This window comes from Verrucomicrobiota bacterium (assembly GCA_019247695.1).
Classification (GTDB): Bacteria; Verrucomicrobiota; Verrucomicrobiia; order Chthoniobacterales; family JAFAMB01; genus JAFBAP01.
The window spans coordinates 25,327-40,340 of record JAFBAP010000070.1 but is presented as its reverse complement, the minus strand read 5'-3'; the positions used below and the strand labels follow the sequence as shown (position 1 = coordinate 40,340).

9 protein-coding genes are annotated in these 15,014 nt (G+C 61.3%); 6 read left to right on the top strand and 3 right to left on the bottom strand.

What is annotated here, in order from left to right:
* Window positions 1–151 precede the first annotated feature (151 nt).
* The 3 genes from JO015_07325 to JO015_07315 all read left to right on the top strand — a co-directional run bounded on the left by JO015_07325 (window position 152) and on the right by JO015_07315 (window position 2,840).
* On the top strand, window positions 152–1,528 hold the full coding sequence (locus JO015_07325) for an FAD-containing oxidoreductase (protein ID MBV9998910.1): 1,377 nt from the start codon (window positions 152–154) through the stop codon (window positions 1,526–1,528).
* Window positions 1,529–1,736: 208 nt separating this feature from the next.
* Window positions 1,737–2,333 (top strand): redoxin domain-containing protein, encoded by a 597-nt coding sequence (locus JO015_07320; GenBank protein MBV9998909.1) that lies wholly within the window; start codon window positions 1,737–1,739, stop codon window positions 2,331–2,333.
* Between the two features lie 141 nt (window positions 2,334–2,474).
* Window positions 2,475–2,840, top strand: coding sequence for a hypothetical protein (locus tag JO015_07315; protein ID MBV9998908.1), 366 nt, complete (start codon window positions 2,475–2,477; stop codon window positions 2,838–2,840).
* A 10-nt stretch (window positions 2,841–2,850) separates the two neighbouring features.
* On the opposite strand, the gene JO015_07310 is transcribed toward JO015_07315, so the two are convergent.
* From JO015_07310 to JO015_07300, 3 genes are all read right to left on the bottom strand, one after another.
* Window positions 2,851–3,840, bottom strand: coding sequence for a zinc-dependent alcohol dehydrogenase family protein (locus JO015_07310; GenBank protein ID MBV9998907.1), 990 nt, complete (start codon window positions 3,838–3,840; stop codon window positions 2,851–2,853).
* Window positions 3,841–5,089: 1,249 nt separating this feature from the next.
* Window positions 5,090–7,534 (bottom strand): phosphoketolase family protein, encoded by a 2,445-nt coding sequence (locus JO015_07305; GenBank protein MBV9998906.1) that lies wholly within the window; start codon window positions 7,532–7,534, stop codon window positions 5,090–5,092.
* Window positions 7,535–7,742: 208 nt separating this feature from the next.
* Complete coding sequence (locus tag JO015_07300) at window positions 7,743–8,240, bottom strand: MarR family transcriptional regulator (protein ID MBV9998905.1); 498 nt, start codon at window positions 8,238–8,240, stop codon at window positions 7,743–7,745.
* A 478-nt stretch (window positions 8,241–8,718) separates the two neighbouring features.
* Between JO015_07300 and JO015_07295 the strand changes: the two genes are divergently transcribed.
* From JO015_07295 to JO015_07285, 3 genes are all read left to right on the top strand, one after another.
* Window positions 8,719–10,602, top strand: coding sequence for an ABC transporter ATP-binding protein/permease (locus JO015_07295; protein MBV9998904.1), 1,884 nt, complete (start codon window positions 8,719–8,721; stop codon window positions 10,600–10,602).
* Window positions 10,603–11,389: 787 nt separating this feature from the next.
* Window positions 11,390–12,154: a sigma-70 family RNA polymerase sigma factor gene (locus JO015_07290; GenBank protein ID MBV9998903.1), complete on the top strand. Its 765-nt coding sequence runs from the start codon at window positions 11,390–11,392 to the stop codon at window positions 12,152–12,154.
* Window positions 12,155–12,306: 152 nt separating this feature from the next.
* Window positions 12,307–14,979 carry a protein kinase gene (locus tag JO015_07285; GenBank protein ID MBV9998902.1) on the top strand — a complete coding sequence of 891 codons (2,673 nt, stop codon included), beginning with the start codon at window positions 12,307–12,309 and terminating at the stop codon, window positions 14,977–14,979.
* The last annotated feature ends 35 nt before the right edge of the window (window positions 14,980–15,014 follow it).

Here is a 15,014-nt window from a genome sequence, read left to right as displayed (position 1 = left end):
GCGGCTGAACTTTTTTTATTTTGATGCTGGCCGTCGGACGTTTTGGCGGCAACGCGCGCACGGACTTGCCGGCGGAAGCGAATGGTGAAGGCCGTGATCGTGGGCGGGGCCCGTGCCCGCCGCGGAGTCGAGTGAGAAGGAGAAGGTTTTTATGACCAATGCATACGACGCCATTATCATCGGAACCGGACAAGCCGGACCGTCCCTGGCAGAACGCCTTACCGCCGCCGGGATGAAGGTTGCCGTAATCGAGCGCAAGCTGTTCGGGGGCACCTGCGTCAATACCGGGTGCACGCCGACCAAAACCCTGGTGGCAAATGCCTATGCGGCGCACCTCGCTCGCCGCGCAGCCGATTTTGGGGTGGTGATCGAGGGCCGGGTGAGTGTGGACATGACAAAAGTGAAGGCCCGCAAAGACGCCGTGTCGGGCGAGTCCCGAAAAGGCGTCGAATCCTGGCTCAAGGCCATGCAGAACTGCACGGTGTACGAAGGGCACGCCCGTTTCATTTCGCCGACCGAGGTGAGCGTAGGCACCACGCTGCTGAGCGCGGAACGCATCTTCATCAATGTAGGCGGGCGCGCTCTGGCACCGCCCCTGCCCGGCCTTGATCAGGTCAGTTATCTTACCAACAGCTCGATGATGGACGTGGACTTCCTTCCTCGCCATCTGGTTATCGTGGGCGGCAGCTACGTGGGCCTTGAGTTCGGCCAAATGTATCGGCGCTTCGGCAGTCAGGTCACGATCATCGAAATGGGGCCGCGTCTGGTCCGTCGCGAAGACGAGGACGTCTCCGCCGCAGTGAAAGACATCTTCGAGCGCGAAGGCGTTAACGTGCGCCTCAACGCGCAGTGCATCAGCGTGGGCAAGCGGGGCGACGAGATCACCGTAACGGTCGATTGCGCGAGCGGGCCTCCCGTCATCGGCGGATCTCATCTGTTGCTCGCGGTCGGACGCCGGCCCAACACCGACGACCTCGGGCTCGAGAAAGCCGGCGTTGCCGTGGACAAACACGGGTACATTCTCGTAGACGATGAACTGCGCACCAACGTGCCCGGCATTTGGGCGCTGGGCGACTGCAACGGCAAAGGCGCCTTTACCCACACGGCTTATAACGACTACGAGATCGTGGCCGCGAATGTCCTCGATCAAGACCCCAGGCGGGTTAGCGACCGGATCCCGGCCTATGCCCTTTACATCGACCCACCACTCGGGAGGGCGGGCATGAGTGAAGCAGAGGTGCGCAATGCAGGCAGGCGTGCGCTCGTCGGAAAACGACCGATGGCGCGGGTGGCTCGTGCGATCGAGAAAGGCGAAACGCAGGGCTTCATGAAAATCCTGGTCGATGCAGATACCAAAGAAATTCTAGGTGCGGCCATCCTCGGGCCCGGCGGCGATGAAGTCATTCACTCGATCCTGGACGTCATGTATGCAAAAGCCCCGTACACCGTCATCCAAAGGGCCGTACACATTCACCCGACGGTTTCGGAGCTGATTCCCACCATGCTGGGCGGGCTCAAGCCCCTGTGACCCTTGTTGACGCCGCAGCTTCCTACGCGCCCCATCATCGATAACGCCCAGACAACTACGAAACGTGGAAGTACATTGCGCCTGTAGGAAAGAATGCCGTGTGGTTGCGGAAGACCTTCGAAGAGGGCACGTGGGGTGGCCGGAGCCGGCTGGCATGGCGGACCTTGCTTCGTTTGCGACGCGGTTCCTATGATGGAAAGCTAGGATGATGCGTCCCGACATTGTTCCAGGGTCCAAATTCCCAGACTACGAGCTCACCGATCACACGGCGAAACGCCGCAAGCTATCCGACTTGCAAGGACAACATCCGATGGTGCTCGTCCTGAGTCGCGGGGGGTATTGCCCGAAGGATCGCCGCCATCACGAAGGCTTGGTCCAACTTCACCGCGAGCTGGAGGTGGGCTACTGCCGGCTCGTCACGATCAGCACAGATAACATCACTGAGACGAATGAGTTTCGCTCGGGAATCGGCGCGCACTGGCCTTTCCTTTCCGATCCGGGCCGCAGGATTCAAAAGGATCTCGACATCGCGGAGTATACGGATCCGGAGCACAATCCGATGATTCCTCACGTCATTGTACTCGAACCGGGTCTTGTCATCTACAAGGTCTACATGGGCTACTGGTTCTTCGGCCGGCCGACCATTGAAGAGCTACGACAGGACTTACGCGCCGTGACCAGGAACTGCCGGCCGGACTGGGACATCACCACGCCGGAACTGAAAGCAGCCTGGCAACAAGGCCGGAAGGACCTCTTCTATCCCTACGGCAAAACTTACGCGCAGACTTTAGGCGAGCAGGACTAAGAGCGAAGCCGGCAGAAGGCATCCGAATTAACCTCACACGGGAAGCGATCGTCATTCGCGGTTCAGTAATCTGACGCTGCGTACCGGTAGTGGAGGAGTATCCCATGGGAAAGCTTGTGTCAGTCAACGTAGGCCTGCCGCGTGAGGTCACCTGGCGGGGGCAGACTGTGGAGCCACATTGTCTATAGCAGGCCCGAGCTTGAGGATCAGCTGGGTCAGGATTACGACTCCGCCGGCCGCCTGAAAGTGGCCTTGCTCGATCGGCTTCGCGTCACTCGAAATGGTGATTTCTACCTCTGTGGACCACCTTCATTCGGGGTGTGCCACACCTGCGAGTGCGCGTTGATCGGAGGGGCGGTCGACTATCACCCCTCGCCCTTGGAGCCGCCAAGCGAAGGAAATCTGTTGATCTGCTGCTCGCAACCCAGGGGTGAGGTCGAGATCGACCTCTGGCCGGTCTTGGGCGTTTTGGGCGTTGCTGATCTCCGCGGCGACGGCCACGCTTGATGATGCGACCTCACGGCACCAGGACTGCAGCTCCCTGCAGGCGTCCGGTGCGCAACCGTTCGAGCGCCTCGTTTGCCTCCGTTAACGGCAAACGTTGTACCTCCGGTTTGATCCCGGCGGCCGGCGCCAGGGTAAGAAATTCTTCGGCGTCGCGCCGCGTCAGGTTGGCCACCGAACAGATCGTGCGTTCACCCCAGAGCCAGGCGTAAGGAAACGAAGGTACATCGCTCATGTGGATGCCGCCGCACACGACGCGGCCTCCCTTGTCGACGGCCTTGAGCGCCAGGGGTACCAACGGCCCCGCCGGGGCGAAAATGATCGCGGCATCCAGGGGTTCCGGCGGCGGTTCATCCGAACCGCCGGCCCAGATTGCCCCGAGGCGTTTGGCAAACTCCCAATCGGCGGCTTTACCGGGGCGGGTGAAAGCGTAGATCTGCCGTCCCTGGTAACGGGCCACCTGAGCCACCAGGTGCGCCGCCGCGCCGAACCCGTAAAGGCCAAGCCTTCGCACGCGGTCCGGGTTGCCCGCCATCACCAGCGACCGGTACCCGATCAGGCCGGCACAAAGCAGGGGCGCCGCAACGGCGGGTTCATCGTACGCCACGGGGATCGCAAAACAGAAACGCTCATCGGCAACGGCGTACTCCGCATAGCCGCCGTCGCGCGTGTAACCGGTAAACTGCGCCCGCTCGCAGAGATTTTCGTCGCCCCGTTTGCAGAACCGGCACTGGCTGCAGGTCCAACCTAACCAGGGGATACCCACGCGCCGGCCGGACGCGAATCGGCCGGAGTCGCACCGGAGGACCTTGCCGACAATTTCATGGCCCGGAATGAGGGGCAGTTTCGGTTCGGTCAGTTCGCCATCGACAACGTGCAGGTCGGTCCTGCAGACGGCACAGGCTTCCACCCGGACCAGGAGTTCCCCGGTCCCGGGCTGCGGGGTGGGCACCCGCTTGGGCACAAGCGCCGTCAAGGGCTTCTCCAGGACCATCGCCAGCATGAGGGGTGGAATTTGTGCTTCGGGCATCAGCTTCGAGGGTAAAGGATATGCAGCGGGTTTTCACTGAAACGCTGCCGGTAAATTTACATTGCCCGTACAGGGAAAGGCTGCGACCCCTGTACGGCCCAACCATCAAGAGACCTTATACCGTTCAGACATTTATCTTATCTCGGCAGAATGCCGGCTCAGGGGGGTGTCGGCGCCGGAGGATGCTTCGTACTTAGTTGAAATGCCTTAGGCCCAACGGGCCGGTAGAACCTAGCCCAGGGTTTACCCTGGGTAACCGTAAAACTACGATCGAGCCCTGAAAGGGCGGCAGAAGACGTTGCTCACGGTTTCCGCCGCCCCTTCAAGCCAGGGTCGTGGGGAAACGCCTTCCCAGGGTAAACCCTGGGCTATGGTCTACCGGCCCGTTGGGCCTAGGCCGTTCATACGGTTTAATAGGTGCAACGCCGACAAGGTACCTGGGGAGGAAGACAACATTTTTTACCTCCATGGCCGTCGAAATGGTATTAGCCCCGGATCAAAAGAGCTGCTCGACGCTGTAACGGCCAGGGCCGCGCTGCGTCAGTAATGGTGTAATATGGTGTAATCGAGCGATGGTAAGGATCGAAAAAATGGAACGCTATCCCCGGGATAACCCTCAGAGACGAACCGATATTGCCCGCCAGACCGTTACGCCTAAGCGGTTGGGCGCTTCACCGCAGCGCGGTTCACCTTCACAGCGCCCGCAATGGGCGCCAAGGCCTTGGCCGGCCATTAAGCCCGCAGCCCCGAAACGTTAGAGTTAAGGATCGCGAGGCCTCGAAGCGTTATGAGCCGGCTTTAATACCGCTTCGACGGCCATGGAGGTAAAATTTTGTCTTCCTTCCCAGGTTACCTGCCGGCGTTAAACCCACTAGACCGTATAGTCATCCTAGGCCCAACGGGCCGGAAGATCTTAGCCCAGGGTTTACCCTGGGAAGGCTTTTTCCCCCAACCCAGCCCTGAAGGGGCGGCGGAAACCGTGAGCAACGCTTTCTGCCGCCCCTTCAGGGCTTGATCGTGTTTTGACGGTTACCCAGGGTAAACCCTGGGCTATGCTCTACCGGCCCGTTGGGCCTGAGGCATTTCAACCTACCGGCCCGATATCCTTTATGTTGCTCGACGAAGGCGCGCGTGAGGGCTTGGAGAGAATCAGCCGTCTCGTGCCGCGCCATCGTTGCGCGGCACCGCGACGCAACCTGCCCGGTTCTGCGTGCCTCTCACGTCAGAGAGGCCATTTCCAATTGGCTGCTTCCGGGACGTCGACCCCGTGGTCATACGCGTATTGGCGGCAGGCAATCTGGGTGTTCTTGTAGCGCTCCTTAGCGTGGGCGCCTGCCACTTTGAGCCGCGGCACCCGGTCAATAACGTCCATGGCCAGGCTGAACCGGTCGATCTGATTTCGGATCGCCAGTTCCAGCGGCGTGTTGATATTGCCGTGTTCCCTGTACCCGTGGACGTGCAGGTTGTCATGGTTGGTGCGCCGGTAGGCCAGCCGGTGAATCAGGTAGGGATAACCGTGGAAGTTGAAGATGATCGGCTTATCCAGGGTAAACAGGCTGTTAAAGTCGCGGTCCGACAAACCATGCGGGTGCTCGGTGTCGGGCTCGAGCTTCAGCAAGTCTACCACGTTGATGAATCGGAGCCGCAGGTCCGGGAAGTCAGCTCGCAGCAGCACGCTGGCTGCCAGGGCCTCCAGGGTGGGAATGTCACCGCAACCCACCAGCACCACCTCCGGCTCCTGCCCCTCGTCGGTGCTGGCCCATTCCCAAATGCCCAGGCCTTTGGTGCAGTGGGCGATAGCGGCATCCCGGTTCAGGTACTGTAAATGGCGCTGCTTGTCGGAGACGATCACGTTGACGTAATCACTGCTTCGCAGGCAATGGTCGGCGACCGACAAAAGGCAGTTTACGTCCGGCGGCAGGTAAACCCGTACGACCTGAGGGCTTTTGTTAATGACGATGTCGATAAAACCGGGGTCCTGGTGGGTAAACCCGTTGTGGTCCTGGCGCCAGACGGTGGAGGTGATCAGGAGGTTCAGCGAGGAAATCGGCGCCCGCCAAGCCAGGTCGCGGCTGATCTCAAGCCATTTGCAATGCTGGTTGACCATGGAATCGATCACGTGCGCGAACGCCTCGTAGCTGGAGAAAAAACCGTGACGCCCCGTCAGCAGGTACCCTTCCAGCCAGCCCTCGAGGTTGTGTTCGCTCAACACCTCCATGACCCGGCCGTCGGTCGAAAGCTCGCCACCGTCGGCGTCCTCGGGAAAGAAAACCGCATTCCAGGTTTTCTTCGAGGCGGCATAGACCTCATCGAGCTTGTTGGACGTGGTCTCGTCGGGACCGAAGACGCGGAAATTGTTCGGATTGGCCCGCAGTACCTCGCGCAGGAACGTTCCCAAAGGCCGGGTGTTTTCGGCCTCGGTTTTACCGGGGGCATTGACGTCAGCCATGAAATCCCGGAAGTCCGGCAGCCGCAAGGTCCGCCGGATCAAGCCGCCGTTGGTGACCGGGTTGGCGCTCATGCGGCGCGTGCCGGCCGGAGCCAACGCCTTGAGTTCAGGCATCAGCCGGCCCTGCGCATCGAAACACTCGTGGGGACGGTAGCCGGCCAGCCAATTCTCCAGCATCTTAAGGTGCTCCGGGTTCTGGGCGATGGTGGCGATGGGCACCTGGTGGGCGCGCCAGAAGCCTTCCACGCGGTGGCCGTCGACCTCCTTGGGGCCGGTCCACCCCTTCGGACTGCGCAGCACAATCATCGGCCAACGCGGCCGGCCCGTACGGCCCGACCGGCGCACCTGGTCCTGGATGGCCCGGATCTCTTCAAAACAGCGCTCCAGGGTGGCCGCCAGCGCCTGATGCATCGATTGAGGTTCAGACCCCTCCGCAAAATAGGGACGGTAACCGTAACCGCGCAACAAGGCCTCGAGTTCCTCGTGCGGGACGCGGGCGAGGACGGTCGGATTGTTGATCTTGTAGCCGTTGAGGTGCAGTACGGGCAGCACGGCCCCATCGCGGGCGGGGTTGAGGAATTTATTGGAGTGCCACGAAGTGGCCAGGGCCGCGGTCTCAGCCTCGCCGTCTCCCACGATGGTTACGGCAATCAGGTCGGGATGATCAAAGGCCGCGCCGTAGGCGTGCGACAAACTGTACCCGAGCTCGCCGCCTTCGTGGATGGAACCCGGGGTTTCAGGCGTGCAATGGCTGCCGATGCCGCCCGGGAACGAGAACTGCCTGAAAAACCGCCGCAGCCCCTCTTCGTCCTGGCTTTTGTCGGGATAAACTTCCGAGTAGGTGCCTTCCAGGTAGATGTGGGAAAGCACCGCGGGTGCCCCGTGGCCCGGACCGGCGATAAAAATGAGGTTAAGGTCGAGCTTGCGGATAAGCCGGTTAACGTGCGTGTAGATCAGGCTCATGCCGGGGTCTGACCCCCAGTGGCCGAGTAGACGCGTCTTGAGGTGCTCGGGCCGGAGCGGTTCGCGCAACAGTGGATTGTCGCGCAGATAAATCATGCCGACGCAGAGGTAAAGGCTCGCCCGCCAATAGGCGTCCAGCAGGCGCACCTCTTCGTCCGTCAGAGGCGATCCCGGTATGGTGGCTCTGGCCGGGCCGTAGGCGCTCAAGTTGTCCAGGTCATGCGAATCTACAAACTCGATGTTCTTCGGGTCCATGGGTCGTTGCTCGTCAGGCTTGAGGTTGATGGCGATGGTGATAGTGGTGGCGGTGGAAATGGCGCCGTTCGGGCCGGGCCGAAAGCCGATAGCACCCAGCGTTCAGAATTGGGCGGCAGCGGCCCGAAGCGCTGCAGGTACGCGTCGAAATCCCGTTTCCTCTGGTCGCGCCTGCCGCCGATGACGGGTTCTTGGAATCGATCATTCGTCAGATTTCTGGCCCCCGAGACCGGGAAAACCCGATGCCGGAGGCAGGTTTGCGGGCCGACAGGTCACGAGCGGCCATGACCAAAGCCGAAACGGCCTCGACAACGCTTACCCGCTGATCTTGCGGGATGGCGGCAAGAACGCGCGCGAATTTCGCGCCGCGCACCCGTGCGAGGTGTTGCGCAGCGGTTCTGCCTGCTTCGCTCAAACTGACGTGCATGACCCGGCGGTCGTGCTCGGCGGTGGTCCGCCTGACCCAGCCACGGCCTTCCATCAACCGTACCAAACGGCTGACCGTACTCTTTTCCAGGCATAAACCCGCCGCGAGATCGCGTTGGCTGATCGGTCCGGCAGCGTGCATGTCCATTAACGCGTGAACTTCGGCCACGGAGATCGGTCGGCCGCCGGACGGCATCCGGTCGGGCCGATGCAGACCAAAGGCACGAACCAGGGTGACGACCGCCTCCATCAATTCCCGGGCCTTGACAAGGTCAGCCATACTCATGATATTGAAGATAGTTCGAATCTACAACCAATTTGCGTTCCTTTGAAAGCGTTTCTTTTGTTCCTGGCGGTTCGCCACGCCGTTTGCCCCTTTGGTCAGGAGCCATCGCCGGGAAATTCGCTTTGTTTGAAGGAGGCCGAGGCGCGCGGCAGCTGCTGCCTTGATAACTATAGCCGCGATTCGCAGGCGCGCAGATCCCCCCGTGATTTCCGTTGCCGGAGTTAGGATCATCTGACGGGCGACTGTCTCGAAGGCTAAAAGGGGGAACGGACGGAATTTTCAGCCCGCAGACGGGGCTGCGCGCTACCGGCAGCGGTGCTTTCGCGTGCGCAGGCGGGTTCCGGGTGATCACCGCTTCCCGGAGCAAGGGGAACGTCTCCCGAAGCGGGCGCATCAGCGTCAAATTAACATCGCCTCCGCAGGCTTCGGCGCGCACGTTTTCAGCGCTCTTCGACCGGCGGCGCAACAGAACATGATTCGTGAAATCTGGCGCCTGGCAAAACCTTACTGGACCAGCCAAGAGAAGGCATGGGCCTGGGGGCTCCTGTTCGCGGTGATCACCCTCAACCTCGGCAGCGTCTATCTCAGCGTCCGGGTCAACGAGTGGAATCGTGCCTTCTACAACGCGTTCCAAAGCTTCGATCGGACCGAGCTTTTCCGGCAATTCGGCATTTTTTGTATCCTGGTGGTCCTTGCGGTTACGACTTCGGTCTACGCCGTCTACCTGAACCAGATGCTATACGTGCGCTGGAGGCGGTGGCTGACTCACGAGCATCTGGATGCCTGGATGGGGCAACAGGCCTATTACCGGTTGCAGTTGTTGAGCACGACGGATAACCCGGACCAGCGGATTGCGGAGGATATCGGCCAGTTTACGGCTTACCTGATGAGCCTGGCGGTGGGCCTCATTTCCTCGATCGCCTCGTTTGCCTCGTTCTGCGTGATTCTCTGGGGTCTTTCCGGGACGGCAGAGATCCCGCTTGGCCCGCTGGGGGCGGCGCGCATCCCCGGGTTTTTGGTCTGGGCGGCTCTGCTCTACGCCGGAGTTGCTACCTGCGTGGCGGTTAAGATCGGCCGGCCGCTGGTGACCTTGAATTTCGACCGGCAACGCTACGAGGCCGACTTCCGCTTCAGCCTGGTGCGCCTGCGCGAAAACGCGGAGCGGGTGGCCGTTTATGGTGGCGAACCGGTTGAGCTCGACGTTTTCCACCAGCGCTATCACCGCATTTTCGAGAACTTCAAGCGCATCATGAAGCGTCAACGGATCCTGGGCTGGTTCACTTCCGGCTACACCCAGGTGGCGCCCATTTTTCCCATGGTACTCATTGCGCCGCATTATTTTGCCGGACTGATCACCCTGGGGGGTTTGATGCAGGTGGTGAATGCCTTCGCCAACGTCCATGCCGCCCTGTCGTTCATCATCAGCAGCTATCCGGATATTGCGGCTCTGCAGGCGGTCACGCAACGGCTCAGCGACTTCGAGCGGCGCTTGGGCAGCATTCGCAAACTGCCGGATGCGCCGTCGCAGACCGCCTTTCGCCGCGGCCGGGCCGCCGGGGGTGTGGTGGTCCGGAACCTGGATGTTGATCTTCCGGCGAACATCCCCCTTTTGCGTGGGGTAACGTTTGAGGTCGCCCCCGGAAAGGCGCTGCTGATCACCGGCCCGGCGGCGATAGGAAAAACGACCTTATTGCGGGCCATCACCGGCGTGTGGCCTTATTGCCGGGGCGAAATTGAGCTTGGGTCCGGTTCGCTCCTCTCGGTTCCCCAGTCGGCCTACATGCCGTTGGGCGCGTTGCGTGCCGCGCTCCTTTATCCCCGGGGCGAAACGCACGGCTCGCCGGACGAGCGGCTCCGGATGGCGCTCGAGGCCGTCGGGCTCGAGGCGTTAACGCCCGACCTTCATCGGGAGCGAGACTGGTCAAGGCAGCTGTCGCTGGGCGAGCAACAGCGGCTGGCATTTGCCCGGATCCTGTTGGCCAGACCGGCGATGGTGTTTCTGGACGAGGCGACTTCGGCGCTGGATCACCGCGCCGAGGCCCACTTGTACGGCCTTTTGCGCACGGCGCTCCCGCAGTCCACCGTGGTCAGCACGGGGCATCGAACGGGGTTGCGCCGCTTCCATGATCAGGTTCTGGACTTGAATGCCTTCCGACCCCTCGTCCTTGCGCCCGCAGGGCCGGACGCGCGGTTGCTGATGGTCACGACGGCCGAGCGCCCGCCAGGGAAGCGGAGTGCTGCGACCGCACAAGTCTCCCGCTTTGCCGACGGCGGCCTCCAAGCCTCCGGCGGGCGGCGGGTGACCTTTTCTGTCGAACCGGGTTGGATCAGAATAAAATCGAGAAGCCGAAGGTGAACCGCCTGCTGCCGCGCGGCGGGGCGGGTTCTGGCGTCCCGGGCCGCGGCCGTTGAGTGCCGGGCCTTCAGGGCTACGCCTTAACCTCAGCGCAGTCGCCCGCAGGGCGGAGCCTGTCTCATACCATTTAGACAATTATCTCGGTAGAATTCGGGCGCGAGGGGGTACTGGCGGATGCTCCGCGCCTTGTCGAATTGATCTTACACCGTTCAGACAGTTGTCTTGGTGGAATTTCGACCGGGTTTCAGCCCCGAAGGGGCAGCAGACCTTAGCCCAAGGTTTACCCTGGGTAACCGTAAAATCACGATCGAGCCCTCCTAAGGCGTCACGCCTGTACGCCCTCCCTAACAAACGCCCGTCCCGCCGGGTTGGATTTGCTGAAGGGGCGGTAGAAAGCGTTGCCGTCGGGTTCTGCCGCCCCTTCAGGGCTCGATCGTGATTTTACGGTTACCCAGGGTAAACCTTGGGCTAAGTTCTCTTGGCCTTTCGGGCCGAAAGACGGTCACGGCTGTCCCCGCGCTGCCCTCAAACAATGTGGGTAAAGCTCAGGGGTGGAACCCTGGGCTAAGGTCTGCCGGCCCGTCGGGCCTAAGACAAAAATTTTACCTCGATGGCCATCGAAATGGTCTTAACGCTCTCCGGATACGGCAGGCCGCCGGCCCCGAGATGCGCTGCTCTCACGCGTTTTGCGGGCTGTAGCATGGCCCGAACGGATAAGATTGGCGCTTCAAGAGGATTCGACATCGACACAGGGCCATCCAGCGATTAAATAGGGAAGGAACTAGCGTTGAATCCGGAGCATGCGCCCATAACGGATGACCCGGCGCGTTTTTGCACGACCCGCTGGAGCGCAATCCTTGTGGCCGCGCAGAGCCAGTTACCCGGAAGCCAGGCGGCTCTAAGCGAGCTCTGCCGCCTTTACTGGTACCCCCTGTATGCATTCGCCCGCCGCCGCGGGTCTGCTCCGCACGATGCCCAGGACCTCACCCAAGGCTTTTTCCTGCACCTGTTGGAACATCGGGCCCTGAAACACGTTCAGCCGCTGAAAGGGAAGTTTCGATCCTTTTTGCTCGCCTCTTTCCAAAATTTCCTGGCGGACGAAATTGACCGGGCTCGCTGCCTCAAGCGGGGCGGGAACCGCGAGTTTGTTTTTCTGGATGCCGAGGACGGTGAGAAACGTTACGGGCTCGAACCGCGCGACCACCTGACCGCAGAAAAGATCTTTGAGGCACGCTGGGCCATGACCCTGCTTACCCGGGCGGTAGAACGTCTGCGCGATGATTACGTTGCCCGTGGCGAGCAATCAAAGTTTGAAGTGCTCAAGGTGTTCGTGGGTGTGGAGGAAGGGAAGGGCCCGCCGTCCTACGAAGAAATCGCCAAATTGCTGGGCGTAAGGATCGGTGCGGCCAAGACGTTGATCCACCGGTTCCGGAAACAATATGCCGCATTTTTGCGCCAGGAAGTCGCCCTCACGGTGACGGACCCGGCGGAGATCGAAGATGAGATCCGCGCGTTGTGCGATGCGCTGGTTGTTGCCGAAGGCCGGTTATGAACGGGGCGTCCGGAGACGCTGCGATCGATTCGAAAGCCCAGGCCGGGGCGCCGCCACCCACTGACGTAATTTCCACATGCCCGAAATGCGGGACGAAACTGCCGGCTGCCCGTCCTGCCGAGCGGTGTCCGGTTTGCCAACTCCGGGCTGCGTTGGAGACAACCACCGAACCCGTCGAAACCACGAGTGACGGCGACCCGGCGGAAATCTCTCCGGGGAAAGGCGCCGGCACACCGTCAGTGCACAGGTTTGATCATTACGAATTGTTCACGCGCAACGACGGTACTCCCGTTGAGCTCGGTCGCGGGGCGATGGGCGTCACGTATAAAGCCTTCGACACCAACCTGCGTTGTCCCGTGGCGTTGAAAGTCATCAATCCCCGTTACCTCTACGACGAATCCGTGCGCGCAAGATTTGTCCGCGAGGCACGTGCGGCCGCCCGACTTCGCCACCCGCACGTGGCGTCCGTCTTTCATCTCGGCACGAAAGGCGGCCATTACTTTTACGCCATGGAATTCGTGGAGGGCGAAACGCTTGGCGAAGTGATTCATCGCCAAGGGCCGTTGGGGGTGGACGTGGCGGTCGAGGTTGTCGCCCAGGTCGCTGCTGCGCTGGGCGCGGCGAACAAAGAGCAAATCGTCCATCGGGACATCAAACCGTCCAATCTCATGCTCTGCTTCGGCCAGGACGGCGCGGTGACCGTCAAAGTTATCGACTTCGGTTTGTCGAAGGTAACGTCCCCTTCGCAGTCTGATCCGGGCCTCTCCGCGCCAGGCACCTTTGCAGGAACAGCTCTCTTCGCCAGCCCGGAGCAGTGCTCCGGTGCAAAGGTGGACATTCGTTCAGACATTTATTCGCTGGGCGTAACCCTCTGGCAGATGCTCACGGCCAAACTGCCTTTCGAAGGCACCGCGCCTCAGCTCATCCACCAGCATTTGCACGCGCCGCTTCCGTTCCAGCAACTGAAACAGCTCCCGCACCCGGTCTGCGTGCTGCTTCAGTTCATGCTGGAGAAAGATCCCGCGCGACGCCCGCAGACTCCCGACGAACTCCAGTCGGCGTTACGCGCCATGAAGAAGGCATTGGACGCGCCGCAACGGCCGGAATTTCGAGACCGGCGAGGGATTTCTCAGCCGGGGAGGAAAGTGCCGTCCCGCCGGTGGAATTGGCTTCCCGCCGGGATTGGCGTTGCGCTTCTGCTGTTGGCGGCCGCGCTCGGCCTGAATTGGTATTTTTCCAGTCCGCGATCGCTGCCGGCGCCGACGGCCGGGTCGTCCGTCGCGGTGCTGCCGTTCGACAACCTCAGCGGCGACAAGGAAAATGAATATTTCAGTGATGGCCTGACCTCTGAAGTGATCTACCGGCTATCCGGCGTGCCGGATTTACGCGTGATCGCGCGCGGTTCAGTCCTGCAGTACAAAGCGATTCCGCCGGCTCAGCGGAAGAGTCTGGGTGAAATCGGCACCGAACTTGATGTCGGCGCGATTCTGGAGAGCAGCGTGCAACGGGTCGGCAACCGGATCAAGGTCATCACCATTCTCTACGGGGCACGGGCCGGCCGGAGGCTCTGGGGATCATCGTACGATCGTGATTTGAAGGATGTATTCGCCATCCAGAGCGATCTGGCCGAGCAGATCGCCGTCGCGCTGCACGCAACGCTCTCTGCCGAGAGGCGTGCAAATCTCCAGCAAAATCCGACCGAGAACGTTAATGCCTACGACCTCTACCTCCGTGGAGAAGCAGCCTCGCACCTCGATCGCAAGGAGGACAACGACCATGCGGTCGAGTTTTTCGAACAGGCGTTGGCGCAGGATCCCAGGTTCGGGCTCGCCTACGTCGGCCTGGCCGGCGCCTACATCGATCGGGTGAAGCGCTTTCAAGGTGAGGCTTTCTGGCTGGATTCTGCGGTTGACCTTTGCCAGCAGGCGATCGCACTCGACCCGAAGCAACTGCGCGCGTACACCACGCTGGCCAACGCCTTTAACCTCAAAGGCTCGTTTGATCGGATGGATGGACCGGTTCGCACCGCCCTCGAGCTCGCGCCGAATGATTGGGATGCAAACCGCATGGCGGCAGCCGAGTTCACGGAGCTCAGGCGTGAGCCGGAAATGTACGCATCGATTCGAAAGTGCTTCGTGACCAACCCGCAGGATTCGTGGGCGCCCTATGAGCTCGCGTTGATCTGCTGGACGGTCAGCGAGACGGTTCTGGCCGAGCAATGGATGCAACGCGCCATCAATTTGGAAGCTGATCCGCAGAAGCACCACCTCATGGAGGCTGAACGGCTGGTGTACCGCGGCGATTACGCCTCGGCGCGTCCTCAATTGAAGCCGTTGCCGCCGGATCTGAAAACCCAGTACGCAACGGTTTCGGACCTGGTTCTTTTCTGTTCGTTGCGGCTAGGGGATTGGACGGCCGCCATCAGCGCCCTCGAGGCCAGGCTGAAGGCAAACGGCGACAACCCGACTGCCCTGCTCCGTCTCGCGCTCGCGCGGCGAGGGGCCGGCCAGGAAGACGAGGCCAACGGTACGGCCGAACGTGCCGTGACGTTGGCCCGGCAAAGCCTGCCAACGACGAAAGCGCCCCGCTGGATGCGTTTTGATCTGGCGGTAGGTTTGCGGCTGCTGGATCGAAAGGACGAGGCTTATCAGTTCTTGCGCGAGTTGGTAGCCCACGGCGGTTTTCCCCATCCGGTGTTAGGAACGGCCGATCCGGGGTTGGCCGTCTTTGCGTCTGACCGCGAATATCAAAGCATCCTGGCCGATCTGCGTACGCAGAACGAGGTTAAACGCACCCGGATTCTCGAGATTGAGCAAGGGTTCTGAAGCTGCCGCCGGCACGCGCGAGAAACCCTGTATAC

Bases quoted from the DNA above. Each gene is read 5' to 3' on its own strand.
- JO015_07325 (MBV9998910.1), top strand. From the start codon at position 152: ATGACCAATGCATACGACGCCATTATCATCGGAACCGGACAAGCCGGA.
- JO015_07320 (MBV9998909.1), top strand. From the start codon at position 1,737: ATGCGTCCCGACATTGTTCCAGGGTCCAAATTCCCAGACTACGAGCTC.
- JO015_07310 (MBV9998907.1), bottom strand. From the start codon at position 3,840: ATGCTGGCGATGGTCCTGGAGAAGCCCTTGACGGCGCTTGTGCCCAAG.
- JO015_07305 (MBV9998906.1), bottom strand. From the start codon at position 7,534: ATGGACCCGAAGAACATCGAGTTTGTAGATTCGCATGACCTGGACAAC.
- JO015_07300 (MBV9998905.1), bottom strand. From the start codon at position 8,240: ATGGCTGACCTTGTCAAGGCCCGGGAATTGATGGAGGCGGTCGTCACC.
- JO015_07295 (MBV9998904.1), top strand. From the start codon at position 8,719: ATGATTCGTGAAATCTGGCGCCTGGCAAAACCTTACTGGACCAGCCAA.